The 26,343-nt window shown below is 60.8% G+C and carries 24 protein-coding genes and 1 pseudogene; 13 read left to right on the top strand and 12 right to left on the bottom strand.

The window, feature by feature from the left end; genetic code table 11:
• Window positions 1-38: 38 nt before the first annotated feature.
• The 3 genes from KB890_RS07770 to KB890_RS07780 all read right to left on the bottom strand — a co-directional run bounded on the left by KB890_RS07770 (window position 39) and on the right by KB890_RS07780 (window position 3,144).
• A complete protein-coding gene (locus KB890_RS07770) occupies window positions 39-1,154 on the bottom strand; it encodes a class II histone deacetylase (RefSeq protein WP_020323726.1) in 1,116 nt (371 codons plus the stop codon).
• Window positions 1,155-1,170: 16 nt separating this feature from the next.
• Window positions 1,171-2,343 carry an MFS transporter gene (locus KB890_RS07775; RefSeq protein ID WP_020323722.1) on the bottom strand — a complete coding sequence of 391 codons (1,173 nt, stop codon included), beginning with the start codon at window positions 2,341-2,343 and terminating at the stop codon, window positions 1,171-1,173.
• Between the two features lie 117 nt (window positions 2,344-2,460).
• Window positions 2,461-3,144 (bottom strand): helix-turn-helix transcriptional regulator, encoded by a 684-nt coding sequence (locus tag KB890_RS07780; RefSeq protein ID WP_020323721.1) that lies wholly within the window; start codon window positions 3,142-3,144, stop codon window positions 2,461-2,463.
• 425 nt (window positions 3,145-3,569) lie between these two features.
• Between KB890_RS07780 and KB890_RS07785 the strand changes: the two are divergent.
• The 4 genes and pseudogenes from KB890_RS07785 to KB890_RS07800 all read left to right on the top strand — a co-directional run bounded on the left by KB890_RS07785 (window position 3,570) and on the right by KB890_RS07800 (window position 8,217).
• Window positions 3,570-4,758 (top strand): annotated as a pseudogene (locus KB890_RS07785) (anaerobic sulfatase maturase).
• 44 nt (window positions 4,759-4,802) lie between these two features.
• Window positions 4,803-6,536, top strand: coding sequence for an arylsulfatase (locus tag KB890_RS07790; protein WP_020323720.1), 1,734 nt, complete (start codon window positions 4,803-4,805; stop codon window positions 6,534-6,536).
• 87 nt (window positions 6,537-6,623) lie between these two features.
• Window positions 6,624-7,400, top strand: a complete 777-nt coding sequence (locus KB890_RS07795) for an SDR family NAD(P)-dependent oxidoreductase (protein WP_020323725.1) — start codon at window positions 6,624-6,626, stop codon at window positions 7,398-7,400.
• A 25-nt stretch (window positions 7,401-7,425) separates the two neighbouring features.
• The gene (locus KB890_RS07800) at window positions 7,426-8,217 is read left to right on the top strand and encodes a MoaF C-terminal domain-containing protein (RefSeq protein WP_009308084.1); all 792 of its coding nucleotides are present in this window, start codon (window positions 7,426-7,428) and stop codon (window positions 8,215-8,217) included.
• Between the two features lie 1,207 nt (window positions 8,218-9,424).
• Here KB890_RS07800 and KB890_RS07805 read toward each other — a convergent pair.
• The 4 genes from KB890_RS07805 to KB890_RS07820 all read right to left on the bottom strand — a co-directional run bounded on the left by KB890_RS07805 (window position 9,425) and on the right by KB890_RS07820 (window position 12,834).
• Window positions 9,425-10,378 (bottom strand): aldo/keto reductase, encoded by a 954-nt coding sequence (locus tag KB890_RS07805; RefSeq protein ID WP_020324545.1) that lies wholly within the window; start codon window positions 10,376-10,378, stop codon window positions 9,425-9,427.
• A gap of 128 nt (window positions 10,379-10,506) precedes the next feature.
• The gene (locus KB890_RS07810; RefSeq protein ID WP_002892707.1) at window positions 10,507-11,283 is read right to left on the bottom strand and encodes an ABC transporter substrate-binding protein; all 777 of its coding nucleotides are present in this window, start codon (window positions 11,281-11,283) and stop codon (window positions 10,507-10,509) included.
• Window positions 11,284-11,302: 19 nt separating this feature from the next.
• Window positions 11,303-12,481 (bottom strand): M20 aminoacylase family protein, encoded by a 1,179-nt coding sequence (locus KB890_RS07815; RefSeq protein ID WP_004176999.1) that lies wholly within the window; start codon window positions 12,479-12,481, stop codon window positions 11,303-11,305.
• Window positions 12,482-12,696: 215 nt separating this feature from the next.
• The gene (locus KB890_RS07820) at window positions 12,697-12,834 is read right to left on the bottom strand and encodes a hypothetical protein (protein ID WP_032408802.1); all 138 of its coding nucleotides are present in this window, start codon (window positions 12,832-12,834) and stop codon (window positions 12,697-12,699) included.
• Here KB890_RS07820 and KB890_RS07825 point away from each other — a divergent pair.
• Window positions 12,797-12,922, top strand: a complete 126-nt coding sequence (locus KB890_RS07825) for a hypothetical protein (RefSeq protein ID WP_019705351.1) — start codon at window positions 12,797-12,799, stop codon at window positions 12,920-12,922. The two genes, KB890_RS07820 and KB890_RS07825, sit on opposite strands and share 38 nt — an antisense overlap.
• A 64-nt stretch (window positions 12,923-12,986) precedes the next feature.
• Here KB890_RS07825 and KB890_RS07830 read toward each other — a convergent pair whose 3' ends face one another.
• Both KB890_RS07830 and KB890_RS07835 read right to left on the bottom strand, forming a co-directional pair.
• Window positions 12,987-13,442: an RcnB family protein gene (locus KB890_RS07830; protein ID WP_020324546.1), complete on the bottom strand. Its 456-nt coding sequence runs from the start codon at window positions 13,440-13,442 to the stop codon at window positions 12,987-12,989.
• A 179-nt stretch (window positions 13,443-13,621) separates the two neighbouring features.
• On the bottom strand, window positions 13,622-14,011 hold the full coding sequence (locus KB890_RS07835; protein WP_002892699.1) for a hypothetical protein: 390 nt from the start codon (window positions 14,009-14,011) through the stop codon (window positions 13,622-13,624).
• Window positions 14,012-14,282: 271 nt separating this feature from the next.
• Between KB890_RS07835 and KB890_RS07840 the strand changes: the two genes are divergently transcribed.
• The 3 genes from KB890_RS07840 (at window position 14,283) to KB890_RS07850 (ending at window position 17,285) form a co-directional block, all read left to right on the top strand.
• The gene (locus tag KB890_RS07840) at window positions 14,283-15,401 is read left to right on the top strand and encodes an ABC transporter substrate-binding protein (protein WP_020324543.1); all 1,119 of its coding nucleotides are present in this window, start codon (window positions 14,283-14,285) and stop codon (window positions 15,399-15,401) included.
• A 61-nt stretch (window positions 15,402-15,462) separates the two neighbouring features.
• The gene (locus KB890_RS07845) at window positions 15,463-16,491 is read left to right on the top strand and encodes a FecCD family ABC transporter permease (protein ID WP_072143255.1); all 1,029 of its coding nucleotides are present in this window, start codon (window positions 15,463-15,465) and stop codon (window positions 16,489-16,491) included.
• Window positions 16,488-17,285, top strand: coding sequence for an ABC transporter ATP-binding protein (locus KB890_RS07850; protein ID WP_012068390.1), 798 nt, complete (start codon window positions 16,488-16,490; stop codon window positions 17,283-17,285). Before KB890_RS07845 ends, KB890_RS07850 begins: the two co-directional genes overlap by 4 nt.
• Window positions 17,286-17,325: 40 nt before the next feature.
• Here the strand turns inward: KB890_RS07850 and KB890_RS07855 are convergent, their stop codons facing one another.
• From KB890_RS07855 to KB890_RS07865, 3 genes are all read right to left on the bottom strand, one after another.
• Complete coding sequence (locus KB890_RS07855; protein ID WP_004178875.1) at window positions 17,326-18,468, bottom strand: HlyD family secretion protein; 1,143 nt, start codon at window positions 18,466-18,468, stop codon at window positions 17,326-17,328.
• The gene (locus KB890_RS07860; protein ID WP_002892695.1) at window positions 18,468-18,812 is read right to left on the bottom strand and encodes a DUF3302 domain-containing protein; all 345 of its coding nucleotides are present in this window, start codon (window positions 18,810-18,812) and stop codon (window positions 18,468-18,470) included. The genes KB890_RS07855 and KB890_RS07860 overlap by 1 nt, the downstream gene beginning before the upstream one ends.
• 135 nt (window positions 18,813-18,947) lie before the next feature.
• Window positions 18,948-19,589 (bottom strand): helix-turn-helix domain-containing protein, encoded by a 642-nt coding sequence (locus KB890_RS07865; protein WP_004151802.1) that lies wholly within the window; start codon window positions 19,587-19,589, stop codon window positions 18,948-18,950.
• Between the two features lie 238 nt (window positions 19,590-19,827).
• Between KB890_RS07865 and KB890_RS07870 the strand changes: the two genes are divergently transcribed.
• The 5 genes from KB890_RS07870 (at window position 19,828) to KB890_RS07890 (ending at window position 26,342) form a co-directional block, all read left to right on the top strand.
• Window positions 19,828-20,751: an aminoimidazole riboside kinase gene (locus tag KB890_RS07870; protein WP_004142652.1), complete on the top strand. Its 924-nt coding sequence runs from the start codon at window positions 19,828-19,830 to the stop codon at window positions 20,749-20,751.
• A 164-nt stretch (window positions 20,752-20,915) separates the two neighbouring features.
• Window positions 20,916-22,433, top strand: a complete 1,518-nt coding sequence (locus tag KB890_RS07875; protein ID WP_004147437.1) for a carbohydrate porin — start codon at window positions 20,916-20,918, stop codon at window positions 22,431-22,433.
• 104 nt (window positions 22,434-22,537) lie between these two features.
• Entirely contained in the window at window positions 22,538-23,908 is a 1,371-nt protein-coding gene (locus KB890_RS07880; protein WP_002892640.1) for a sucrose-specific PTS transporter subunit IIBC, read from the top strand.
• The gene (locus KB890_RS07885; RefSeq protein ID WP_020323872.1) at window positions 23,908-25,308 is read left to right on the top strand and encodes a sucrose-6-phosphate hydrolase; all 1,401 of its coding nucleotides are present in this window, start codon (window positions 23,908-23,910) and stop codon (window positions 25,306-25,308) included. The genes KB890_RS07880 and KB890_RS07885 overlap by 1 nt, the downstream gene beginning before the upstream one ends.
• A 23-nt stretch (window positions 25,309-25,331) precedes the next feature.
• Window positions 25,332-26,342, top strand: coding sequence for a LacI family DNA-binding transcriptional regulator (locus tag KB890_RS07890; RefSeq protein ID WP_014907957.1), 1,011 nt, complete (start codon window positions 25,332-25,334; stop codon window positions 26,340-26,342).
• The last annotated feature ends 1 nt before the right edge of the window (window position 26,343 follow it).

Here is a 26,343-nt window from a genome sequence, read left to right on the forward strand (position 1 = left end):
CATATTGGGACTTTAGGGATCAACGTGAGCGTGAGCGACTATTGCAGGCCAAACTGCTGCGCCAGCCGATCGATGGCCTGGCGCTGGAACTGCGCGAACGTGGCGCGCGGCTGCTGCTGTTGAATAAATTCCAGCAGCGGATCCTGGACCTCGGTGCGGATGCCGCTCAGGGCTTCCATCACCGCCAGGCCGCAGAACGGCACGTAGGACTCGGCGTAGCCGCCCTCGTGCACCATCACCAGTTTCCCGCCGCACAGGCGATCCGCCGCCTGCTTGACCTGTTCGGTCATCGCCCGGAAGCTATCGCTGTGCAGCTGCATCCGCGCTAATGGATCCATGGCGTTGGCGTCATAGCCGCAGGCGATAATAATCAGCTCCGGCTCAAAACGCGCCAGCGCCGGAATAACGATAGTTTCCAGCGCATAGCGCCAGCTGTCATCCCCCGCCCCGGCCAACAGCGGAATATTGATGTTGTAACCTTCGCCCGCGCCCACGCCGCGATCGTCCTCGCCGGCGTAGCCCGGCGGGAAGCAGCCGTCCTGATGCAAGGAGATAGTCAGTACGTCGTCGCGCTGCAGGTAGATATGCTGGGTGCCGTTGCCGTGGTGAACATCCCAGTCAATGATCGCCACCTTGCCCAGCCCCAGCTGCGCTTTCGCTCGCTCGACGGCAATGGGAATATTGGCGAGGAAACAAAATCCCATCGACTGGTCCGGCAGGCAGTGGTGTCCGGGCGGGCGCGACAGCGAATAGGCGTTATCCAGCTCCCCCTTCAGCACCGCTTCCACCGCCGCACAGGCCAGCCCGGCGGAAAGACAGGCAATTTCATAACTGCCCGGCCCCAGCGGCGCCTCTTTGCCGAGCATGCCGCCGCCGTTATCGCTTATCGCCTTGAAGCGCTCCAGATAGCTGTCGGGGTGGATCCGCCGCAGGTCCTCAAGGCTCGCCGGCGCCGCGCTGCGCAGCGCCAGCTGCGGCGTCAGCCCGGAGACATCCATCAGGTTTTTCATCCGCCGTTTGGTCTCTGGCGATTCAGCATGACCGCCGCCGGCGGGCGGCTGTACCCACCCGCCCACTGGCAGCGTCACCGCGTGCAGACCGGTACTGTGCCAGAAACAACGTTCATCAAAAAAGAAACCGGTTTTTCTTTTCACTCTATCCTCCCGTGGGCTAAGCCTTCCCGGCGGCGGACGCCGCCACAATTAAAATCAGTGACAGCAGCACGCAGACGCCTGCCGCCGCCAGCAGCGGGTCGGCGCTGGCGAAGTGTTGCAGTAAGGCCCCCGCAAGCGCCGGGCCAGCCGCCATGCCGCCGCCGATCACCAGATTGATGCTGTTCATTAGCCGACCGCTGTTATCGAGCCCGGCCACGCGGGCGAGAATAAAGGGCAGCACGAAGGTCCAGGTGAACTTAAACAGCAGCGCCGCGATGGCGTAACGCACCAGCAGCGGCTGGCCGATCAGCAGCCCAACGCTGACGATCAACAGGCCGTAGCCCAGCCTCACCGGTAAACGATCGGCCCGCCGGGTGCCGCGCAGGGCCGCGCCGCAGGCGCCGATAATGCCGCAAACCGTCGCCGCCGCCAGCACCAGACCGACCTGCGTCGGGCTCAGCCCCGCCGCGCTGCCGATGGTGCCGATAAAGGTCCACACGGCGCTGAGGCTGATATAGAAAGTGAGCACCGCCAGCACCGCCAGCGCCTGACGCCACAGCGCCGTCGACGGCTGCTGGCGGGAGACTGAAAGCGGTTGAAAGCGCGGAGGGAAAGCGGATACCAGCGGCAAACAGCAGAGCATGATGGCAGCGAGGATCAGATACACCACCTTCAGGCCAAAGGTCGCGAACAGGCCGGGCAGCGCCAGCAGGCCAAGCATCCCTAACAGCAGTTGCCCGAGCACCCAGAAGGCGTAGACCCGCGACGGGTTCGGCGTTCCGGCCGCGCAGCTGATGCACAAAATCATCAACGTGCCGCCCGCCAGCGAGGCGATAAAGCGCGCCGCCAGCAGCGTCTCGTACTGGGTGACCACCGCCGAGGCGAGGTTGGCGGCCAGAAACACCACCCCGGCCGTCAGGGCAACCCGCCGCCAGTCGAGGCGGCTCATCCACCACCACGCCGGGAGCGTCGCCAGGCTCATCGCCCCCAGCTCCGCGGAGAACAGCCAGCCGATCTGCCCGGGTTTTAGCTGCCATTCGCTGGCCAGCTGCGCCGCTACCGCCGGCGCGGTCATCAGAATACCCGGCGCAATAGCGGCAAAAATCACGATCGCCGCCAGCAAACGCAGGGACACCACCAGCCCGGCGGGCCGGGAAAGCGCATTATCAGTGAGAGGTGTACTCGACATCGTAGGGCGTGCTCCGGTCAAAAAAGCCTCCCCCCGGAGGATCCTCCAGGGAGTGATACCCACAGGCATCAGGAAAACGCCGTGCTGCCACGGCGCGCGCGGGATGCGAAAGTCAGATCACAGATGCAGCGTACGCTGAGCGGCCGGCATCCAGGTTCGGGAAACCAGTTCGGTACGATTGACCACTTCGGTCTTGGCGAAAATATTGCGCAGGTGCGTTTTTACCGTCGAGAGCGAGATATCCAGCTGGCGGGCAATCAGCTTATTGCTGGCGCCTTCGCGCACCATGCCGACGATTTCCCGCTCTTTCGCCGTCAGGATGGCGGGCAGATCATCTTCTTCCTGCAGGCAGTCGCGAATGGCCAGCTCTACCAGCGGCAGCACCGCCTGGGCCCGCTGGCGCTCTTCGCTGGAGAAAGGCACGTCGCGCATCAGCGAGATACCGGCGACGATCCGCCGCTCGCGGCGGATGAAGATCTCGGTCATGTCACGCACGTTATTCGGCAACATAAATTCATGATAATAATGTCGGTTGCGATCGCAGAGCCGCGGCGTCATCGCCGCCACGGTGGTGTTCTGGTGGCTAAAGTGCGCCGGTAAATGCGGATCCAGCGGCTGGAAGTTTTCCAGATATTGTTGGTGCGTATTATCGGAAATATTATGCAATATATAGTTTTCGGGTTTTAACCGGTTATTTACTCGATAAAACACCGCTGAAGTCAGTGGAATTAACTGAGAAATAGTCTGTAAACAACGGGCTATTATCGCATCATTACGGCTGGCTTTTAACAAAGCAGACATGATAGGGCCTCCCCGTCGAGATGATGGTGCATGACACATGGATGACTACCGATAATTGAAGCATACATTTCACATTTAAGTAACACAATCATTAACATATTAACAATGTGATAGCCGTTACAAAATTTTCAGCAATACATTGTTATATAAAGCATTTAAAAAACACCCCGGCCATGCTTTACGATAGCGGCGTTAAAACATAAACAAATAAGATTAACACCCGGCGTACCTGCCCCTGGTGATAAAAAAACCCTATTCCCGACGCGTGATTCTCATCCTAAAGAACGATGGATTTTTGTTTTTTTTCACTTATACCCTTAACAGGATGCATTTAATTTTCGCCGCGGCTTAATCATGTGATTACGCCTGACCCGCTGTTGCCAAAATAATATCAACAGTACCGGTCATTAACCGAGGATAAGCCGATGCTGAATATCGCCGCCCTGCGCCAGCAGCAAATTCCGCTGGCCGCTGAGCCGCGCTCGCCGGTGCCGTTTCATATTCTGATGAAGCCGATTGGCCCCGCCTGCAATCTCGCCTGCCGCTATTGCTATTACCCGCAGGACGAAACGCCGGTCAACAAGATGGATGACGCGCGGCTGGAGCAGTTTATCCGCCGCTATATTGCCGCCCAGCCCGCCGGCGCGCGGGAAATCAACTTTGTCTGGCAGGGGGGCGAGCCGCTGCTGGCCGGCCTGAGCTTCTACAAAAAAGCGCTCGCCCTGCAGGCACGCTATGCCCCCGACGGCGTGACTATCAGCAACAGCCTGCAGACCAACGGGACGCTGATCAACGACCCATGGTGCCGACTGTTCCGCGAACATGGCTTTATTATCGGGTTGAGCCTCGAAGGCAACGAAGCGCTGCAGGACTACCATCGTCCGGATAAACGCGGCCGGTCGACCTGGTCGGCGGCGCTGCGCGGCATTGACCTGCTCCATCAGCATCAGGTGGACTTTTAATCTGCTGGTGGTGGTGCATAACGAGATGGCGGCCCACGCGGCGGCGATTTATGACCGGCTGGTCGGCCTCGGCGCGCGCTATCTGCAGTTTCAGCCGCTGATGAGCGAAGGCGCAGCGTTGCGCGAGGGCTATCAGCTGAGTGCCGATAACTGGGGGCGTTTTATGGTCGGCATCTGGCGACAGTGGCGGAAGCGCTGCGATAGGGGGCGGGTGTTCGTTATCAATATCGAACAGGCGTGGGCGCAGTATTTCACTCATACCAGCGGCAGCTGCGTGCACAGCGCCCGCTGCGGCAGCAACCTGGTGATGGAGCCCGACGGACAGCTCTACGCCTGCGACCACCTGATCAACGCCGAACATCGGCTGGGCCGCCTCGATGAGCAGACGCTCGCCGCCGCGGTCGACGCCTCGGTGCAACTGCCGTTCGGTCAGCAGAAAAGTCTGCGCCGTGAATGCCAGACTTGCTCGGTAAAAATGGTCTGCCAGGGCGGCTGCCCGGCGCATCTCAACGCCGCAGGCAACAACCGCCTCTGCGGAGGCTACTACCGCTTCTTTAGCGACATCCTCGCACCATTACGCCCCTTTTCCCGCGACCTTAATGGCCTGAAGGCCTGGCGGGCCGCGTTTGTTGGGACTGCGCATACTGCGTAGCGCCTTACCCTGATGATATCCCCCTCTGAACAGGAGAGTCAGTCGTGAACAAAAAAGCCATGGCCGCGACGGTCAGCATGATCCTCGCCGGTGGCGCGCACGCCGCGCAGCAGGAGCGTCCAAACGTCATCGTGATTATCGCCGATGATATGGGCTACTCGGACATCAGCCCCTTTGGCGGCGAGATCCCCACCCCCAACCTGCAGGCGATGGCCGAGCAGGGAATGCGCATGAGCCAGTATTACACCTCGCCGATGTCGGCCCCGGCGCGCTCAATGCTGCTCACCGGCAACAGTAACCAGCAGGCTGGGATGGGCGGCATGTGGTGGTACGACAGCACCATTGGCAAGGAGGGCTACGAGCTGCGGCTGACCGACCGCGTCACCACCATGGCCGAGCGCTTTAAAGACGCGGGGTATAACACCCTGATGGCCGGTAAATGGCACCTCGGTTTTGTTCCCGGCGCCACGCCGAAAGATCGCGGCTTTAACCACGCCTTCGCCTTTATGGGCGGCGGCACCAGCCACTTTAACGACGCGATACCGCTGGGGACCGTTGAAGCCTTCCACACCTACTACACCCGCGACGGCGAGCGCGTCTCCCTACCGGATGATTTTTACTCCAGCGAAGCCTACGCCCGCCAGATGAACAGCTGGATTAAAGCGACGCCGAAGGAACAGCCGGTCTTCGCCTGGCTGGCCTTCACCGCCCCTCATGATCCCCTGCAGGCGCCTGACGAGTGGATTAAGCGCTTCAAAGGCCAGTATGAGCAGGGTTACGCCGAGGTCTATCGCCAGCGCATCGCCCGCCTGAAAGCGCTGGGAATTATCCATGACGATACCCCGCTGCCGCATCTGGAGCTGGATAAAGAGTGGGAGGCGCTAACGCCAGAGCAGCAGAAATATACGGCGAAAGTGATGCAGGTGTATGCGGCGATGATCGCCAATATGGACGCGCAAATCGGCACCCTGATGGAGACGCTGAAACAAACCGGGCGCGATAAAAATACCCTGCTGGTCTTTTTAACCGATAACGGCGCCAACCCGGCGCAGGGATTCTACTACGAATCTACCCCGGAATTCTGGAAGCAGTTCGATAACAGCTATGACAACGTCGGCCGCAAAGGATCATTTGTCTCCTACGGCCCCCACTGGGCCAACGTCAGCAACGCCCCCTACGCCAATTATCACAAAACCACCAGCGCCCAGGGCGGCATCAATACCGACTTTATGATCTCCGGTCCCGGGATCACCCGCCACGGTAAAATCGACGCCTCGACGATGGCGGTGTATGACGTGGCGCCGACGCTATATGAATTCGCCGGCATCGATCCGAACAAGTCGCTGGCGAAAAAGCCGGTGTTGCCGATGATCGGCGTCAGCTTTAAGCGCTATCTCACCGGCGAAGTACAGGAGCCGCCGCGCGGCAACTACGGGGTTGAACTGCATCATCAGGCGGCCTGGGTCGATGGCGAATGGAAGCTGCGACGGCTGGTGCCGCGCGGCCTCACCGCCGGCGACGCGCCGTGGCAGCTGTTTAATCTGCACGACGACCCGCTGGAGACGCATGATGTCGCGGCCGAACATCCCGATCGGGTCAAAGCCATGAGCGAGGCCTACGAGGCATTTGCTAAGCGCACCATGGTCACCCGGGCACAGGGCAAGATGATCGACTACGTCGGCATCGACAGCAAAACCGGGCGCTATCTGGCGGTCGACCCCGCCACCATGAAGCCGGTGCCTGCGCCGCAGGCGATCCCTGTGAGCGAGATCCATTAACCACCACGGCTATCGTTCTTCCGGGCGATAGCCGGGACCTGACGCGCTTTTTAAGGTAATCGGAAACCCCATTACAGGAGAGTGCGGATGGCGAGAGTCGTGGTGATAACCGGCGGTGGAACCGGAATTGGCGCCGCCTGCGCGCGGCTGATGCGCGCCGCGGGCGACCGGGTGTTTATTACCGGACGGCGCGAAGCGCCGCTGCAGGCTGTCGCTGATGAGACCGGCGCCACGGCGCTGGTGGGCGATGCCGCCGACGGCGAGGTGTGGCGCCAGCGGCTGCTACCGGCCATCCTCGACCAGACCGGCGGGATTAATGTCCTCATCTGCAGCGCCGGCGGGATGGGCAACAGCCCCGCCGCCGAGACCAGCGACCGCCAATGGCGCGAGGCGCTGGACGGCAATCTAACCAGCGCCTTCGCCAGCGTTCGCGCCTGTCTGCCTTCGCTGATTGCCCGCCGCGGCAATGTGCTGTTTGTCGCCTCCATCGCCTCTCTGGCCGCCGGGCCGCAGGCCTGCGGCTACGTCACCGCCAAACACGCTTTAATCGGCCTGATGCGCTCCGTCGCCCGCGATTATGGCCCCCAGGGGGTACGCGCTAACGCCGTCTGTCCCGGCTGGGTCACGACGCCGATGGCGGATGAAGAGATGCACCCGCTGATGCAGGCGGAAGGGCTGTCGCTGGCTGAGGCTTATCAGCGGGTCTGTCGCGATGTTCCGCTGCGCCGCCCCGCCAGCCCCGAGGAGATAGCCGAGGCCTGTCAGTTTCTCTGTTCGCCGCAGGCCGCCATCATCAGCGGCGCTACGCTGGTCGCCGACGGCGGGGCCAGTATCGTCGATGTTCCCACTCTGGCGTTTGCCTAACGCCCTACTCTGTTCAGGAGCCCCTATGACTTCAGAAGCCGTATTTATCCAGGTCGGCGCGCTGGCCGATGGTTTTGCGCCGCACGGTAACCTGCTGGCTACCGCCAGCCTGCCCGCAGGCGAAAACTTTACCTTTTATGTCGCCGGGAGCGAGCCGCAGCAGCTGGTTATCGAAGATGAGCAGACGCTAAGCTGGAACGGCAAGCGCGCCCCCTGGCGAGCGACCGCCCTGCGCCCGGACATTCTGTTTATCGACTTCCTTGACCCGGAGCGGGATAACGCCAGCATTAGCGCGGTATGCAACCTGACGCAGCGCAATGCCACGCTGGTATACGGCCAGCTGCCGGACGAAGCCGCCGCGCGGCTGGACGCCTTCAGCCGGGTAGAACAAGGGTTGCCGCTGACCGCGGTTGAGGCCCGTTTCGTCTTCGCCCGCCTGGATGCCCAGCCGGGGCCGCTGCCGGGCTTTACCACCGCGCTGGTCGGCATGCGCAATCAGTACACCTATAGCCCGACCGAGCGCTATGAGCACATCTATCTCAACGATAATTTTTACGCCTGGCAGTGTCTGGACGGCGTGGAAAAGGGGCTGGCGGATGTCGATCGCTGCCACTATGTGCAGGTGGCGGAGGATCTCTATTTGTTCGTCTGGCGGGAGAAAATCATTCCCACGCTGGGGGTGATCCTCATCGATCTGCAGCAGATGCGCACTGACGGCAAGATCATGGGCTATCAGGGCAGCGATTTCGGCGCCCTCAGCAATTTTCCGGTCGGCGCCAGCGCGAAGATCCTCAACGTCACCCGCCATCAGGAATAGTAGGGCGCCGCCGGGCACGCTTTCAGGCACCGCACCCGTCATTTCGCCGGGTGGCGGCTGCGCCTTACCCGGCCTACCGGGGCCTCTCACAGGCTCACACCTCGCAGGCCCGGTAAGCGCAGCGCCACCGGGCGATGCCATCAGGCACGGAGCCGCTTTTATGCCGGGTGGCGGCTGGCGCCTTACCCGGCCTACAGGAGCCTCTCACAGGATCACACCTCGTAGGCCCGGTAAGCGCAGCGCCACCGGGCGATGCCATCAGGCACGGAGCCGCTTTATTGCCGGGTGGCGGCTGGCGCCTTACCCGGCCTACGGTCCGTAGCAGCCAGCCGTTAACTTACCCACTTGTGCGACTGAAACTGCCGGTGTTGCGGCCTCAACATCGCTGAGACGTTCCCGGAAGGTCGGGGAAGCCCGCATGGATGCGGGCTGAGGGCCGTGTTTTGCAGGGACGCTGCCTCGGCCCGACCCGAAGCCTGCAGGGATAAGTCGAAGGTACCGCGCAGCGGCGATGTTGCTGGCCGGAGCCCGGGGGTACAGGGGGCGGCGGCGACTGGCCGCCCCCTGTGCGCTCCCTGCACCATGACTGCCATAACGCAGACAATTAACCGGGAGCGCAATCGGCCCGGAAGTAACACAGAAGCTGTAGCCCTGCTAAGCGCAGCGCGAACAGGGACATTTCCGGTTGCGCCGTTATTTTGCCGGGTGGCGGCTGGCGCCTTACCCGGCCTACGGTCCGTAGCAGCCAGCCGTTAACTTACCCACTAGTGCGACTGAAACTGCCGGTGTTGCGGCCTCAACATCGCTGAGACGTTCCCGGAAGGCCGGGGCAGCCCGCATGGATGCGGGCTGAGGGCCGTGTTTTGCACGGACGCTGCCTCGGCCCGACCCGAAGCCTGCAGGGATAAGTCGAAGGGACCGCGCAGCGGCGATGTTGCTGGCCGGAGCCCGGGGGTACAGGGGGCGGCGGCGACTGGCCGCCCCCTGTGCGCTCCCTGCACCTTGACTGCCATAACGCAGACAATTAACCGGGAGCGCAATCGGCCCGGAAGTAACACAGAAGCTGTAGCCCTGCTAAGCGCAGCGCGAACAGGGACATTTCCGGTTGCGCCGTTATTTTGCCGGGTGGCGGCTGGCGCCTTACCCGGCCTACGCTCCGCGTCATGTTTAGCCTTCCCCCCTCTCCCCGCCGGGAAGAGGGATTGCCTCAGGCGCTGGCGCCGTCCAGCCGCGCCACTTGCTCCGCGCTCAGGCTCAGCGCCGCCGCGCGGGCAAAACTCTCCACCTGAGCCACGCTGGTGGCGCTGGCGATCGGCGCGGTCACCCCTTCGCGGCCGATCAGCCACGCCAGGGCAACCTCAGCCGGCTTCGCGCCCTGCTCGTCCGCGATCGCCGCCAGGGTATCGATAATCCGCATGCCGCGCGGATTCAGGTACTTACCAATCCCGCTTCCGCGCTGGCTCTGCGTCAGATCCGACGGCTGGCGGTACTTACCGGTTAAGAACCCCGAGGCCAGGCTGTAGTAGGTCACCACCCCGATATCGCGGCTGACGCAGAGATCGCACAGCGCGCCTTCAAACGCAGAGCGGTGGTAGAGGTTATATTCCGGCTGCAGCACCTGCCACGCAGGCAAGCCGCCCTTACGCGCCACCTCCAGCGCCCCCGCCAGCTGCATCGCATCGAGGTTAGAGGCCCCCATCGCGCGGATTTTTCCGGCCTGCTGCAGGCTGTGGAAGGCCTCCAGCGTTTCCGCCACCGGGGTTTGCGGATCCGGCCAGTGGGAGAAGTAGAGGTCGATATAATCGGTATTCAGGCGACGCAGAGAGTCGTCAACCGCCTGTTGGATCCAGGCTTTGCTGAGCCCTTTATGGCCGGGGAGGCCGAGATCGGAGCCGACTTTGGTGAAAATTTTGACTTTATCGCGCATGCCGGGGCGCGCCTGTAGCCAGCGGCCGATTATGGTTTCAGATTCGCCGCCCTGGTTGCCCTCCGCCCAGCGGGAATAAACATCCGCCGTATCGATAGCGTCAAAACCGTGGTCAACGAAAGCATCAAGAAGAGCAAAACTGGTTTTTTCATCGATGGTCCAGCCAAAGACGTTGCCGCCAAAGACTAATGGGGCGATGGAAAATCCGGTTTTGCCCAAAGGACGTGTCATCATGCCGAGTACTCCTTAGCTTATATTCTGCTTCCCTCAGGTAACCACAGGGGTCAGGAGAGGAGGTCGATTGGATAATCAGAAAAGGAATCTTACGGCGGGCGCTCCACGCCCGCAGGTACACTCTGACATTATGTCCCGGAATAAACATCAAAGCTAAAATATTTGCCAGCTAATTTTTTATAGGTGCCGTCGGCAAGAATCTTCGCAATCGCGCCGTTAATTTCCTGACGCAGCGCCTCATCGTCTTTACGCAAACCTATCGCCGCCCCGGCGCCAAACAGCGTATCGTCCTGCAGATGGCCGCCGACAAAGGCGAATTCCTTACCCTGCGGCTGCTGCAGGAAGCTGTAGTCGGCCATCATCCCGGAGAGCACCGCGCCGTCGATGCGCCCCGACTCCAGGTCACGCACCACGCTATCGGCCCCCTGGTAGGCCACAATGTTTATCCCCTGCGGCCGCCAGTGCTGGTTAACATACGTCTCCTGCGCTGAGCCCTGCTCCACGCCGATGGTTTTGCCCTTCAGCTGTTCCGGCGTATTGCCTTGCAGGGTATTTTTACGCGCCACGAGGAACACCGGCCCGTTATACAACTTGTCGCTAAAGGCAATCTGCGCTTTGCGCTTCTCGGTCATGTACATCCCGGAAAGGATCGCGTCGAATTTACGCGCCTTCAGCGCCGGGATAATGCCGTCGAAATTGCTTTCCACCCACACGCATTTCGCCTGCAGCTGCTGACAAATGGCGTTGCCTAAATCGATATCAAACCCCGCCAGCTTGCCCTGCGGATCTTTCCATTCAAACGGCGCGAAAGTCGGGTCGACGCCGAAGCGGATCTCCTTTCCCCCTTCGGCCAGCGCCGACGTCGACGCCATTAATGCCAGCCATAGCAACAGTGATTTTTTCATTCGCGTTCTTCTCCAGAGATTAGCGACAGTGTTTTTCCACCAGACGGGCGAACAGCGTCGCGCCGATGGTGATAATGTCATCGTTAAAGTCGTAGCCGGGGTTGTGCACCATGCAACCGCCCTTCTCTCCTTTCTCGCCATTGCCGAGCAGGAAGTAGCTGCCCGGGCGTTCACGCAGCATAAAAGCGAAATCCTCGCTGGCATTCATCGGCGAGACCGACTCCAGGACCCCTTCGCGGCCAAACACCTCCAGCGCCAGCGCCCGGGCGAAATCGGTCTCTTCAGGACTGTTGGTTAATACCGGATAGGAGTCGTAAACCTCCACTACGCTGCTGGCGCCATAGCTTTTAGCGGTAAAGTCAGCGAGCTCATGAATACGCTTGATCAGCAGGTCGCGGATTTCCGGCTTCATCGCCCGCACGCTCAGCTCCATCACCGCGCTCTCCGGAATGACGTTGGAGGCGATACCGGCCTGGAAGGTGCCGACGCTGACCACTGCCGTTTCCCCCGGCGGCACGTTGCGCGCCACAATGCTCTGCAGGGCCATCACCAGCGCCGCACCGGCGACGATCGGGTCGACGGTGCGCTCGGGGTGGGCGCCGTGGCCGCCGTAGCCGGTAATCGTGATTTTGACGGTGTCCGCCGAGGCCATGAAGTTGCCGGCGTAGAAGCCCAGCTTGCCTACAGGCAGGCCTGGCATGTTGTGCAAGCCAAAGATGCGTTCGCAGGGGAACTGCTCGAACAGGCCGTCTTTAATCATTAAATCCGCGCCGCCGATAGCCTCTTCCGCCGGCTGAAAAATCAGATGCACCGTGCCGTTGAACTGACAGGCCGGCGAGGCGATATATTTCGCCGCCGCCAGCAGAATGGTGGTGTGACCGTCATGGCCGCAGGCGTGCATTTTTCCTGGCGCCGTGCTGGCCCAGGGTAAACCGGTGGTTTCCTCGATCGGCAGGGCATCCATATCGGCGCGTAAACCGATGGTGCGCGGAGAATCGCCTTTGCTCAGGCTGCCGACCACGCCGGTCTTGCCGAGACCGCGCGTCACCTGATAGCCCCACTCCGTCAGCTTGCTGGCGACCAGTTCGCTGGTATTAAACTCTTCAAGACTTAATTCCGGATTGGCATGTAAATAATGACGGATAGAAATCATTTCCGCTTCCGTCGCTTTAATTTCTGGAATTACATAATCACTCATGCCGCTCTCCGGGAAATAAATTAAGGACTTATCACGGTATCGCGATGAAAAGTTTATGCAAGCAGCATTTCTAATACCTGGAATGGACGCATCTTATTTAATAATCCACTCACCACAGCGCAATGAATAATAAAAATAGTGCAATTAAAAAATAAAAGTTTATTTTTTTGAGAATTTCCCGTTATTTACCCTACCCTGCACGGCCACATCCAGCGTTATATAAAATAAACGGGCAGACAATTACAGAGGCTTTTCCTTCTCGCTATCGTCACGTTGGCGGGCTGCAGCGCGCCGATCGCCGCCTCCACCAGCGGCGTGGCGTCAGATACCGCCTCCCTGCCCTCGAAGGTCAACGTTTATCATCTGACCGAAAAAGAACTGTCCACCCAGGCAACGATCAATGGTTATAAATACTGGCCGGATGCTGCGCTGGATCCGTAGCTTTCCGCGAGTGCGCCATCGCCGGATCAGGCTTTTCCTGACCCGGCGTCGCGGAGCAGCGCATTTAGTGGCCGAGGGCGCCACTTACCAGAATCGAGGTGATGATCCCGGTCGCCGCGGCGATCAGCACATAGTTACCGTCGATATAGGACCAGTGATGGCCTTCCGGCGGGGGCGGCAGGCCGCGGTCGCTCCAGTCGCGGACGCGATATTCATCGCCACGGAACGGCGCCGGAGCCGGGTGGCCTTTGCGGAAATCGCTCCCGCGCCAGGCGAAATGGTCCTGCTCATGACGTGCCAGATCGCGTTTGTCATGGCCGTCGCGATCCGGGCCACGCTGGTCATGGTCGCCCTGATGATGCGCGTCAGGTCCGCCCTGCGGTGCATGCCCGTCATGGTCCGGACCGTTCTGCCACACCGTGGGTTGCCCCGGACGATGGCCGTCGTTCGGGCCATCGGCAAAGGCCGGGACGCTCAGCACACAGGATAAAATTACTGCCAGAGAAATCATCTTTTTCATGGTACACCTCCTGATTCAGCTCCTTTGTACCGGGCAAATGTGAAGAAAGAGTGAGTAACTGGTTAACCAGGACGATTCCTGGCATCGGCAGTTGCTGTGCTGCGCAACAGCCAGGCTGCGGGAGGAAGGACAATAAAAAAGGCCGCTTTCGCGACCTTTATTCAGACAGGTAAAAGGACTTATTCAGTCACTTTATTTTTTAACTCTTCGGCGCCGGTTTTGGTTTTATCCCAGCCCTTTTCCGCACCGGATTTGGTGGCGTTCCAGCCTTTTTCACTGACCTCTTTGGTCTTATCCCACCCCTTCTCGGTGCCTTCTTTGGTCTTGTTCCAGGTTTTCTGCGCGCCTTCGCTCACCTGGCTGCCGACGCTGTCCTGCTTGCCTTCGGCGGCGTGTTTCGCCTTCAGCTGCTGCTCTTCGCCCTCGTGCTGGGCCTGATGCAGCTTCTCTTTAGCGGTGTTGGCGTTGGCATTCGCCGCCGCGACGGTATCATCTGTTGCATGTGTTGTCGCAGCAAAAACCGGAGCCGCAACCAGAATAGCCGATAACGCAATCATTGCTTTTTTCATAATATCCTCTCTCACGTGTCGTGTTATGAGTCGCATTCAGGATGGCACAACGAACCGGGGATGACATTAGGAATTAGCCTGAAAAACGTCTTCGACCTCCAGCCATGGCAGAAAATGCTGCCGCCTCGCGCGCCCTGTCGGCGTTGGCATAATTTCCAACATGTTTGTTACATTTTATGAAATTTGCCCTTGATATACTTGCCGTTGACGTTTACTCGAGAATAATTCTCAGAATCATTATATTTATAAATTGGCAAACGGAACTCATTTTATGGCAAGAAAATCAGTAAGATCGCTGTTACTTACTGCGCTGCTCGCGACGCCCCTCCTCAGCTATGCAACCCAATATCCCCTGACGGTCACGGACCTCGACGGCCGGCAGGTCACCCTCGCCAAAGAGCCGCAGCGTATTATTTTGCAGGATGGCCGCGACATTATGACCCTCGCCCTGCTGGACCGGGACAATCCGTTTAAACGGCTGGTGGCATGGAATAATCTGGCGAAAAAGCAGGATGTTGCCACCTGGCAGATGCTGAAAACGACGTGGCCGCAGTCGGCCACGATCCTTGACATGGGCTTCAGCGATAAAGGGAACGTCGATCTTGAAAGCGTCATCGCCCGTCAGCCGGATCTGATGATCGCCCAGCTGCGCGCCAGGCCAGCGCTGATGGAGAGCGGCGTCATCGACAAGCTCAGCGCCCTGCACGTTCCGGTGCTGTTTGTCGACTATGAGATCGACCCGGCGAAAGATACCGCCCCCAGCATCGACCTGCTGGGCAAAGTCCTTAACCGCGAGAGCCAGGCCAAAGCCTTTACCGATTACTATCGTCAGCAGCTGCAGTCGATTCGCCAGAAGACCGCGACCATCACGCCGAAGGCCAACGTCTTCGTGGAAGCGCTGGCCGGCAACAGCGACGCCTGCTGCTTTACCCACGGCCACAGCGGCTGGGGCGGGCTGGTGGAGGCGGTCGGGGCGAACAATATCGGTTCGCAGCTGCTGCCGGGCGCCTCCGGGTTCGTTTCGCTGGAGAAAATCATCAGCATGAAGCCCGACGCCTGGATCATGACCGGCTCGAAGCGCGGCAACAGCCAGGTGTTGCCCCTGGGTTATGCGGTTAAGCCAGAGGCGGTGAAGGCCCTGGCGCAGACGCTGCTGGCGCGACCTGGGGTCAGCCAGATCCCGGCGGTACAGGAAAAGCGGGCCTATGGCGTTTATCACCACTTCTATAACCACCCGTGGAATATTGTCGGCATGGAATACCTGGCGAAAGATATCTACCCGCAGGCCTTCGGCGATCTCAACCCGGATGAGACGTACCATTATATTGTGCGCCATTTCACCGACCTGCCGGACCAGCCGTTCGTCTTCTCCTGGCAGCAGAGCGAGTAAATACAGCATGCGTTTAACCTCCGACTCCGTGCTCGACGGGCTGCCCGCCGGGACCTCTGGCGTGATGGATGACTATCGCCGTATCGTGCGTCGCCGTCTGCTGCTGATCCTCCTGCTGGCGCTGTTGATTGTCGCGTCACTGCTGCTCGATTTTATGCTCGGCCCCTCCGGTCTGCCGCTGCAGAGCCTGTGGCAGACGTTAACCGATCCGGCCAGCGCCGATCCGGGCACGCGCGCTATCGTCTGGGATATCCGTCTGCCCTATGCGGTGATGGCGATTATCGTCGGTCTGGCGCTGGGACTGGCCGGCGCCGAAATGCAGACCATCCTCAATAACCCACTGGCCAGCCCGTTTACCCTCGGCGTCTCCTCGGCTGCGGCGTTTGGCGCCGCGCTGGCGATTGTGCTCGGTATTGGCCTGCCCGGTATTCCCGGCCAGTGGTTTATCTCGGCCAACGCCTTTATCTTCGCCCTGCTGGCGGCCCTGCTGCTGGACGGCATCACCCGCTGGACCCAGGTGGCCACCTCCGGCGTCATTCTGTTCGGCATCGCGCTGGTCTTTACCTTTAACGCTCTGGTCTCGATGCTGCAGTTCATCGCCAACGAAGACACGCTGCAGGGGCTGGTGTTCTGGACCATGGGCAGCATCGATCGCGCCTCCTGGAGCAAAGTCGCCATCCTGCTGGTCGCCCTGGCGCTGGTGATGCCCCTGTCGCTGCGCAGCGCGTGGAAGCTGACCGCCCTGCGGTTGGGCGAGGACCGGGCCATCAGCTTTGGCATTAACGTTCGCCGTCTGCGCCTGACCACGCTGCTGCGGATCAGCATTCTGTCAGCGCTTTCGGTCGCCTTTGTCGGGCCAATCGGCTTTATCGGCCTGGTGGCGCCGCATATTGCGCGGATGCTCTTCGGCGAAGACCATCGCTTTTACCTGCCCGCCAGCGCGCTGATCGGCGCCCTGGTGCTCTCCCTGGCCTCCATCGCCTCGAAAAACCTGATCCCCGGGGCCATTATTCCGGTGGGGATCGTCACTTCCCTGGTCGGGGTCCCGTTCTTTTTGAGCATCATTTTACGTCATCGGGGGCAGGTATGAGCGACCAGACATTATCCGGGCTGTCGCTGTCTCACTTCAGCGCCGGCTACCCCAGACGCAAGGTGATCGAGAACCTGACGGTTCCCCATCTGCCGCGAGGGAAAATCACCGCGCTGCTGGGGCCAAACGGCAGCGGTAAATCAACGTTAATGCGGGCGATGGCGGGTCTGGGCCCCTGCGGCGGCGAGCTGCTGCTGGAGGGGGAAAATCTGCTGACGCAGCCGTTCTCACGTCGCGCAGAGCAGGTGGTCTATCTTCCGCAGACGCTGCCCGCCGGCGTGCATCTGCATGTGCTGGAGTCGATTATCGTTGCCCAGCGCGCCGCCGGAGGACGCCACAGTCCGCAGCGCCAGGAGGAAGTGATGGCGCTGCTGCGACAGCTGGGGATTGCCCATCTGGCGATGAGCTACCTCGATCAGCTCTCCGGCGGGCAAAAGCAGCTGGTGGGTCTCGCCCAGTCGCTGATCCGCCAGCCGCGCCTGCTGCTGCTCGACGAACCGCTCAGCGCCCTTGACCTCAACTACCAGTTTCACGTGATGGATCTGGTGCGCCGGGAGACCCGGCGGCGCAACATCGTGACCCTGGTGGTGGTGCACGACATCAATATTGCCCTGCGTCACGCCGACCACGTGCTGATGCTCAAGGCGGGCCAGCTGCTCGGCGACGGCACCCCGGCCGCGGTCATCACCCCCGAGACTCTGGCGGCCGTCTATGGGGTGCGCGGGCGTATTGAACCCTGTTCGCAGGGGGTGCGGCAGGTGATTATTGACGGCCTGGTGGACAGCGAGGCCTGACCGCGGCGCGGGGCGGTTCGTCCGCCCCGCGCCCGCCGGCTTAGTGATCGAGATAGATATAGTTTTCCCAGCTTTTCATACGGATCAGGATCTTCCTGATCAGCGACAGCTCTTTCAGATGATCCGAGTAGACCGCCGCCTCGAGGGTGGCCCCCTGCGGCAGAGCGTATTCGGCAAAACGCGGATCGGTCACCTTCAGCACCACCAGCGCCCGGCCATGGGTATTGAGCGCGTCTGTGGTCAGCAGTTTGCCCTGCCCCTGGAACTGGCTCTCGCCAATCGCCGGCAGCACGTCGGCCACTTCTCCGCGAAAGACGGTGCCCGGGATAGCCGGAAACATCAGCTCCGCGGGCTCGCCTTTATGCAGACGCTGCAGGGCGTTCTGGCGAAATGCCGCGACGTACTCCCGCGAGGCGGCGCCCTCCACCGGCACAAAGGTCATCAGCGGGATCATCCCCAGCGCAGTGGACATGGTGCCCGGCCGTAAGCCGACGGTACTGACATAGCCATCCTCCGGGGCGCGGACGACGGTGTTCTCCAGCTGAAACTGCGCCTTTTGCAGCTGCGCCAGCAGGGAGGCCACGGTGGTGTTTTTGCCCTTCACCACCGAGTCCAGCGCATTACGCGCCTGAACCACCTTCGCCTGAGCCGCGCTGACGCTGGCTTCATCGGCTTTCCACGTCTGCAGACGGGTATCAACCATTTGATCGGAGAAGGCGCCCTGGGCATGGCCCTCCCGATAGCGGGCATACTCTCGCCGCGACTGGTCACGCTGGGCCACCGCTCTGCTCAGCTCGGCCTGCGCCTGGCTTAACGCCGCGTTTAAGGAGAGCGCATCCTGACTGGCAGCTTTTATCTGCGCCTGCAGATCGTCCACTTTCGCCTGGAACGGCGTCGGGTCGAGGGTAAACAGCACATCGCCCTTACGCAGCATCTGGTTAGGCTTCACCGGTACGCTCTGCACCCGGCCGCGTACCTGCGACACAATCGGCACGGTGCGAAACACCTGGTTACCGACGTCGGTATAAGGGAAGTTGTAGTTCATCCCGAAGATCACCGCGCCAATCAGGGCGATACCGCCGAGCACCGCCGTCGGCACGGTCCACTTATTGAGCGGGATGCGAAAAACTTTAAACACCACGATGCATAGCGCGGCGTAGGTCAGCAACATTAACGTTTCCATTATTTTGCCTCCTTCGCTTTCAGAACGTCCACCTCGCGCTGGACCTGTTCCAGCTGCTGGACCACCGTTTCCAGACGCTGATGCAGCGCCTGCTGCTCGTCGGCAATGTGGCGCATCCCCCATCCGCGGTCTTCGCGCCACAGCGTCGCCCAGATCCATAACAAGGGCCACAGCGCGTGGAGGGTAAATAAGCTGACCCAACCGGCATAATGAATCGCATCCTGATGAGGATGACGCCGCTCTTTGGCGATTTCATAAGGAATATCGTGAATAACAATCACGCCATAAAAAAGTATTAAGGCCACGGCGATCAGAATGGCCAGCGCCACATAGTCCAGGGTCATAAAATAACTCCAGAGTGCAAGGTTAAATAAATAAAACAGCCAGATTCAGGCGTAACGGGGCCGGGGGAAAAAGCGCGCTTAGCGCTTTCCCTGGCGGTAATAGCAACGTGATGGCGTGAATCTGCCGAATCGGATTTAGAATTTCTCAGGAATATGACGGTCGATGGAGATCAGCTTGCCTTTTTTCACCGTGATATATCCCCCCTCGCGCAGCGCGGCCAGCACCTGGTACACATAGCTGCGCGAGAGATTGGTTCGTTTAATAATAAATGCCGACAGGCTCTCATGCTGACCCCCATCAATTTCGCCGCGATATAAATAGCGCGACAGCATCGATTTAATGGTCTGAAAGCTGGTCTGGCTGCCGCGTTCATAGTGGGCATCAAGGGCAAATATGCCCATATAGGCCAGGATCGTGGTCAGCTCTTGCATATAGCCCGGCGACGAATGAAAGAATATTCGCTCAAAATCGCTGGCGGTTATTTTCGCCAGCTGGCACTCGCCCAGACACTGATAATAGAGCGCGACCGACGGACAATAATGTTCCAGTAATCCTAACGGCATATGCGCGATAACAATCCCGACCAGGTTCTGCTCATCGCCAAAGGCCAATGTCATTTGCCCCTGCAGCAGAAAGTAGAGATAGCCCGGCTGCGGAATAAAGCCCTGGTCTTTGCCCAAACTCAGCGTTTCACTGCAGGCGATCACCGCCGGCAGATGCGTAGTCAGCGTCAGCTTCTGGTACCGATCGTAAATATCGCCAAAACTGGGGTTCATCGCGCTATGCACTCCTTTACCTTTGGCCACCGCGGCGGGGCTAACCGCGACCTGTTGAACTATACCTAAGCGGGTGGGGAAGGAAAAGTCCAGATCTGGAGTGGCGAAATATTCCGCCTGGCTCACATTTTTTACCCTCGCCTCCCTGTTTCGTGACCCAATCGTTCCGCTTACCGGTGGGCTGTGCTTTAATGAGCTAAACCGGTTTAATAAAGTTTAGCTTAGAGGAGCTTGTCGTATGAATGGAAAAATCTGGGTACTCGGCGATGCGGTCGTCGATCTCCTGCCCGATGGAGAGGGCCGCCTGCTGCAATGCCCCGGCGGCGCGCCGGCCAACGTGGCGGTCGGCGTGGCGCGCCTCGGCGGTGACAGCGGGTTTATCGGCCGCGTCGGCGACGATCCCTTCGGCCGTTTTATGCGTCACACCCTGGCGCAGGAGCAAGTGGATGTGAACTATATGCGCCTCGATGCGGCGCAGCGCACCTCCACGGTGGTGGTCGATCTCGATAGCCACGGGGAGCGCACCTTTACCTTTATGGTCCGTCCGAGCGCCGACCTGTTCCTTCAGCCCGAGGATCTCCCGCCGTTTGCCGCCGGTCAGTGGCTGCACGTCTGCTCCATCGCTCTCAGCGCGGAACCGAGCCGCAGCACGACATTCGCGGCGATGGAGGCGATAAAGCGCGCCGGGGGCTATGTCAGCTTCGACCCCAATATCCGCAGCGACCTGTGGCAGGATCCGCAGGACCTTCGCGACTGTCTCGACCGGGCGCTGGCCCTCGCCGACGCCATAAAACTTTCGGAAGAGGAGCTGGCGTTTATCAGCGGCAGCGACGACATCGTCAGCGGCATCGCCCGGCTGAACGCCCGCTTCCAGCCGACGCTACTGCTGGTGACCCAGGGTAAAGCGGGGGTCCAGGCCGCCCTGCGCGGGCAGGTTAGCCACTTCCCTGCCCGCCCGGTGGTGGCCGTCGATACCACCGGCGCCGGCGATGCCTTTGTCGCCGGGCTACTCGCCGGCCTCGCCGCCCACGGTATCCCGGACAACCTCGCAGCCCTGGCTCCCGACCTCGCGCTGGCGCAAACCTGCGGCGCGCTGGCCACCACCGCCAAAGGCGCCATGACCGCCCTGCCCTACAGGGACGATCTTCAGCGCTCGCTGTGATCCCCTTGGGCCGGTTAACGGCCCACTTTGCTGGCGACATCACAATTCTTAAACCGGTTTAGCAATTTTTATTTTCACCGCGTTACCGACATGTTTACCATATCAACTAAACCGGTTTAGCAAACATTAGCACACTCACTGATTTACCTTTGGATGTCACCAACATGTATAAAAAACGGAAGTTAGCCATTCTTATTGCTTTGCTAACCGGCACCGCCGCCGCCCATGGGCAGACAGACCTGAACAGCATTGAAGCGCGTCTCGCCGCCCTGGAAAAACGCCTGCAGGACGCCGAGACCCGCGCCAGCACTGCCGAAAGCCGCGCCGCCTCAGCGGAGCAGAAAGTTCAGCAGTTAACCCAGCAGCAGCAGCAAACCCAGGCCACCACCCAGCAGGTGGCCAGGCGCACCACTCAACTGGAAGAAAAAGCCGAACGGCCCGGCGGCTTTGAGTTCCACGGCTATGCGCGTTCCGGGGTGATCATGAACGACTCGGCCGCCAGTACCAAATCCGGCGCTTATATGACCCCCGCCGGGGAGACCGGCGGCGCCATTGGTCGCCTGGGCAACCAGGCCGACACCTATGTGGAAATGAACCTCGAACATAAACAGACCCTGGACAACGGGGCGACCACCCGTTTCAAAGTGATGGTGGCCGACGGACAGACCACCTATAACGACTGGACGGCAAGCAGCAGCGATCTGAACGTGCGCCAGGCGTTCGTTGAGCTGGGCAACCTGCCGACCTTCGAAGGCCCGTTCAAAGGCTCGACCCTGTGGGCCGGGAAACGCTTTGACCGCGACAACTTCGACATCCACTGGATTGACTCGGATGTGGTGTTCCTCGCCGGGACCGGCGGCGGGATCTACGACGTGAAATGGAACGACAGCCTGCGCAGCAACTTCTCGTTATACGGCCGCAACTTTGGCGATATCGCCGACAGCAGCAACAGCGTGCAGAACTATATCGTCAGCATGAATAACTTTGCCGGCCCGGTGCAGATGATGGTCAGCGGGATGCGGGCGAAAGATAATGACGACCGCCAGGACGCGAACGGCAATCTGGTGAAAGGCGATGCCGCTAACACCGGGGTTCATGCCCTGCTGGGCCTGCACAATGAGAGCTTCTATGGCCTGCGCGACGGGACCAGCAAAACGGCCCTGCTGTACGGCCACGGGCTGGGCGCCGAGGTTAAAGGCATCGGCTCCGACGGCGCGCTGCGCCCGGGGGCCAATACCTGGCGCTTCGCCAGCTATGGCACCACGCCGCTGAGCGATCGCTGGTTTATTGCCCCGGCCGTGCTGGCGCAGAGCAGTAAAGATCGTTATGTCGATGGCGACAGCTATCAGTGGGCCACCCTCAACCTGCGTCTGATTCAGGAAGTGACGCAGAACTTCGCCCTCGCCTGGGAGGGCAGCTATCAGTACATGGATCTGCAGCCTGAAGGCTACAACGATCGCCATGCGGTCAATGGCAGCTTCTACAAGCTGACCTTCGCCCCGACCTTCAAGGTGGGCAGCATCGGCGACTTCTTCTCGCGGCCGGAGATCCGCTTCTATACATCGTGGATGGACTGGAGCAAAAAACTGGACAACTACGCCAACGATGACGCATTAGGCAGCAACGGATTCAAATCGGGCGGCGAATGGTCGTTCGGTATGCAAATGGAGACCTGGTTCTGACGGCCACCGGGGCGACAGGGTAAATAACACATAAATATAAGGTTCGCGGCGCCTGCCACGGCTGGCGCCGCCCACGCCATATCATCATGCATTTAGAGGGTACTATGGATTTTGAACAGATTTCCCGCTCACTGCTTCCCCTGCTGGGCGGCAAGGAAAACATCGCCAGCGCCGCGCACTGCGCCACCCGCCTGCGGCTGGTGCTGGTCGACGACGCGCTCGCCGATCAGCAGGCGATTGGCAAAATCGACGGGGTGAAAGGCTGCTTTCGCAATGCCGGACAGATGCAGATCATCTTCGGCACCGGGGTGGTCAATAAAGTCTATGCCGCCTTTATCCAGGCCGCAGGCATCAGCGAATCGAGCAAATCCGAAGCCGCCGACCTGGCGGCGAAAAAGCTGAACCCGTTCCAGCGCATCGCCCGCCTGCTGTCCAACATCTTCGTGCCGATTATTCCGGCCATCGTCGCCTCCGGCCTGCTGATGGGCCTGCTGGGGATGGTGAAAACCTACGGTTGGGTCGACCCGAGCAACGCTCTCTATATCATGCTGGATATGTGCAGTTCGGCGGCGTTTATCATTCTGCCGATCCTGATCGGCTTTACCGCCGCCCGCGAATTTGGCGGTAACCCCTATCTGGGCGCGACCCTCGGCGGGATCCTCACCCACCCGGCGCTGACCAACGCCTGGGGCGTCGCCGCCGGCTTCCACACAATGAATTTCTTCGGCATCGAAGTGGCGATGATCGGCTACCAGGGCACCGTCTTCCCGGTGCTGCTGGCGGTGTGGTTTATGAGCATGGTCGAGAAGCGGCTGCGCCGCGTGATCCCTGACGCGCTGGACCTGATCCTCACTCCGTTCCTGACGGTGATTATCTCCGGCTTTATCGCCCTGCTGCTGATCGGCCCGGCCGGTCGCGCGCTCGGCGACGGCATTTCGTTTATCCTCAGCACGCTTATCAGCCACGCCGGCTGGCTGGCGGGCCTGCTGTTCGGCGGCCTCTATTCGGTGATCGTCATTACCGGTATCCATCACAGCTTCCATGCCATCGAGGCCGGACTGCTGGGCAACCCATCGATTGGCGTCAACTTCCTGCTGCCGATCTGGGCGATGGCCAACGTCGCCCAGGGCGGCGCCTGCTTTGCGGTGTGGTTTAAAACCAAAGATGCCAAAATAAAAGCCATCACCCTGCCGTCGGCGTTTTCGGCGATGCTGGGGATCACCGAGGCGGCAATCTTCGGGATTAACCTGCGCTTTGTGAAACCGTTTATCGCCGCGCTGGTGGGCGGTGCCGCCGGCGGCGCCTGGGTGGTGTCGATGCACGTCTACATGACCGCGGTGGGCCTGACGGCGATCCCGGGAATGGCTATCGTGCAGGCCAGCTCGCTGCTGAACTACATTATCGGAATGGCGATCGCCTTCGCCGTGGCCTTCGCGCTCTCTCTGACGCTGAAATACAAAACGGACGCTGAATAATGTCATTACCGTCACGTCTGCCTGCGATCCTGCAGGCCGTTATGCAGGGCCAGCCGCAGGCGCTGGCCGACAGCCATTATCCGCAATGGCATCTGGCGCCGGTCAACGGACTGCTGAACGATCCTAACGGCTTTTGCCAGGTCGCCGGGCGTTACCACCTGTTTTATCAGTGGAACCCGCTCGCCTGCGACCATACCTATAAGTGCTGGGGACACTGGAGCTCTGCCGATCTGCTGCACTGGCGGCACGAACCTATCGCCCTGATGCCGGATGAAGAGTATGACCGCAACGGCTGCTACTCTGGCAGCGCGGTCGAGTTCGAGGGCGCCCTGACTCTGTGCTACACCGGCAACGTGAAATTCCCCGACGGCGGGCGCACCGCCTGGCAATGTCTGGCGACCGAGAATGCTGATGGCACCTTCCGCAAGCTGGGGCCGGTGCTGCCGCTGCCAGAAGGCTATACCGGCCATGTGCGCGACCCTAAAGTGTGGCGGCAGGACGGGCGCTGGTACATGGTTCTTGGGGCGCAGGATGTGCAACAGCGCGGCAAAGTGCTGCTGTTTACCGCCAGCGACCTGCGGGAGTGGCGCCTGGTGGGCGAGATCGCCGGGCACGACGTGAACGGCCTGGCGAACGCCGGCTACATGTGGGAGTGCCCGGATCTCTTTCCGCTGGCGGACACCCACCTGCTGATCTGCTGCCCGCAGGGGCTGGCCCGCGAAGCGCAGCGCTTTCTCAATACCTATCCGGCGGTGTGGATGGCAGGCCGCTTCGACGCCGAACGCGGGATCTTCGACCACGGCCCGCTGAACGAGCTGGACAGCGGATTTGAGTTCTACGCGCCGCAGACCATGCAGGCCGACGATGGCCGCCGCCTGCTGGTCGGCTGGATGGGCGTCCCCGACGGGGACGAGATGCATCAGCCCACCCGCGCGCAGGGCTGGATCCATCAGATGACCTGCGTGCGTGAGCTGGAGTGGCAGGCTGGCACTCTGTATCAGCGTCCGCTGCGCGAGCTGGTCGCCCTGCGCGGGGAAGCCCAGGGCTGGTGCGGACAGACCCTGCCCCTCGCCCCGATGGAGCTGGCCTTTGACATCGCCCCCAACAGCACGCTGGGGCTGGACTTTGCCGGCGCCCTGCAGCTCACCGTCAATCGCGACGGCCTACGTCTGTCGCGCCGCGACCTGCAGACGGCGGAGATGCATCACCGCTACTGGCGCGGCGAGGCGCGACGCCTGCGGATCTTTATCGACCGCTCCAGCGTGGAGATTTTCATCAACGATGGCGAGGGGGTGATGAGCAGCCGCTTCTTTCCGGGCTATCCGGGGCAGCTCATCTTCAGCGGTGCGACGCCGGTGGCATTCTGCCGCTGGCTGCTGCGGCCATGCATGGTAGAATAAGCGTTTTGCTTTCAGGCTCCCGGGTGCTGATGAAAACCAAACGCGTAACTATCAAAGATATCGCCGAACTGGCGGGCGTCTCCAAAGCGACCGCCAGCCTGGTACTCAACGGTCGTGGTAAAGAGCTGCGCGTGGCGCAGGAGACGCGCGAGCGCGTACTGGCGATCGCTCGCGAACAGCACTATCAGCCGAGCATTCACGCGCGCTCGCTGCGCGATAACCGCAGCCATACCATTGGTCTGGTGGTGCCGGAGATCACCAACTACGGGTTTGCCGTTTTCTCCCACGAGCTTGAGACGCTCTGCCGGGAAGCCGGCGTGCAGCTGCTTATCTCCTGCACCGACGAAAACCCAGGTCAGGAGAGCGTGGTGGTCAATAACATGATCGCCCGCCAGGTCGATGGCCTGATTGTCGCCTCTTGTATGCACAGCGATGCCGACTATCAGAAGCTCAGCGAACAGCTGCCGGTGGTGCTGTTTGACCGCTCCCCCAGCGACAGCGCCCTGCCGCTGGTGATGACCGACTCGGTCACCCCAACGGCCGAGCTGATCTCCCGTATCGCGCCTCAGCATGCGGACGAGTTCTGGTTTCTCGGCGGCCAGCCGCGGCTGTCGCCGTCGCGCGACCGGCTGGCGGGGTTCACCCAGGGCCTGGCCCAGGCGGGGATCACGCTGCGCCCCGAGTGGGTGATCAACGGCAACTACCACCCCAGCTCCGGCTATGAGATGTTCGCGGCGCTCTGCGCGCGGCTGGGGCGTCCGCCGAAGGCGCTCTTCACCGCGGCCTGCGGGCTGCTCGAAGGGGTGCTGCGCTATATGAGCCAGCATCATCTGCTGGATTCCAATATTCATCTCGCCAGCTTCGACGATCACTATCTGTATGATTCGCTTTCCCTGCGCATTGATACCGTGCAGCAGGATAATCGCCAGCTGGCCTGGCACTGCTACGATCTGCTCAGCCAGCTGATCGACGGTCAGGCCCCGGAGCCGCTTCAGCGCTACCTGCCCGCCACCCTGCAGATTCGCCATCCCTGAC

It is taken from the genome of Klebsiella sp. P1954, assembly GCF_018199955.1.
Taxonomy (GTDB): Bacteria; Pseudomonadota; Gammaproteobacteria; order Enterobacterales; family Enterobacteriaceae; genus Klebsiella; species Klebsiella pneumoniae.

What these genes read in the sequence shown, in the direction of transcription:
- KB890_RS07775 (WP_020323722.1), bottom strand. Translation starts at nt 2,343, where the DNA reads ATGTCGAGTACACCTCTCACTGATAATGCGCTTTCCCGGCCCGCCGGG.
- KB890_RS07780 (WP_020323721.1), bottom strand. Translation starts at nt 3,144, where the DNA reads ATGTCTGCTTTGTTAAAAGCCAGCCGTAATGATGCGATAATAGCCCGT.
- KB890_RS07795 (WP_020323725.1), top strand. Translation starts at nt 6,624, where the DNA reads ATGGCGAGAGTCGTGGTGATAACCGGCGGTGGAACCGGAATTGGCGCC.
- KB890_RS07800 (WP_009308084.1), top strand. Translation starts at nt 7,426, where the DNA reads ATGACTTCAGAAGCCGTATTTATCCAGGTCGGCGCGCTGGCCGATGGT.
- KB890_RS07805 (WP_020324545.1), bottom strand. Translation starts at nt 10,378, where the DNA reads ATGATGACACGTCCTTTGGGCAAAACCGGATTTTCCATCGCCCCATTA.
- KB890_RS07810 (WP_002892707.1), bottom strand. Translation starts at nt 11,283, where the DNA reads ATGAAAAAATCACTGTTGCTATGGCTGGCATTAATGGCGTCGACGTCG.
- KB890_RS07815 (WP_004176999.1), bottom strand. Translation starts at nt 12,481, where the DNA reads ATGAGTGATTATGTAATTCCAGAAATTAAAGCGACGGAAGCGGAAATG.
- KB890_RS07830 (WP_020324546.1), bottom strand. Translation starts at nt 13,442, where the DNA reads ATGAAAAAGATGATTTCTCTGGCAGTAATTTTATCCTGTGTGCTGAGC.
- KB890_RS07835 (WP_002892699.1), bottom strand. Translation starts at nt 14,011, where the DNA reads ATGAAAAAAGCAATGATTGCGTTATCGGCTATTCTGGTTGCGGCTCCG.
- KB890_RS07840 (WP_020324543.1), top strand. Translation starts at nt 14,283, where the DNA reads ATGGCAAGAAAATCAGTAAGATCGCTGTTACTTACTGCGCTGCTCGCG.
- KB890_RS07850 (WP_012068390.1), top strand. Translation starts at nt 16,488, where the DNA reads ATGAGCGACCAGACATTATCCGGGCTGTCGCTGTCTCACTTCAGCGCC.
- KB890_RS07855 (WP_004178875.1), bottom strand. Translation starts at nt 18,468, where the DNA reads ATGGAAACGTTAATGTTGCTGACCTACGCCGCGCTATGCATCGTGGTG.
- KB890_RS07860 (WP_002892695.1), bottom strand. Translation starts at nt 18,812, where the DNA reads ATGACCCTGGACTATGTGGCGCTGGCCATTCTGATCGCCGTGGCCTTA.
- KB890_RS07865 (WP_004151802.1), bottom strand. Translation starts at nt 19,589, where the DNA reads ATGAACCCCAGTTTTGGCGATATTTACGATCGGTACCAGAAGCTGACG.
- KB890_RS07870 (WP_004142652.1), top strand. Translation starts at nt 19,828, where the DNA reads ATGAATGGAAAAATCTGGGTACTCGGCGATGCGGTCGTCGATCTCCTG.
- KB890_RS07875 (WP_004147437.1), top strand. Translation starts at nt 20,916, where the DNA reads ATGTATAAAAAACGGAAGTTAGCCATTCTTATTGCTTTGCTAACCGGC.
- KB890_RS07880 (WP_002892640.1), top strand. Translation starts at nt 22,538, where the DNA reads ATGGATTTTGAACAGATTTCCCGCTCACTGCTTCCCCTGCTGGGCGGC.
- KB890_RS07885 (WP_020323872.1), top strand. Translation starts at nt 23,908, where the DNA reads ATGTCATTACCGTCACGTCTGCCTGCGATCCTGCAGGCCGTTATGCAG.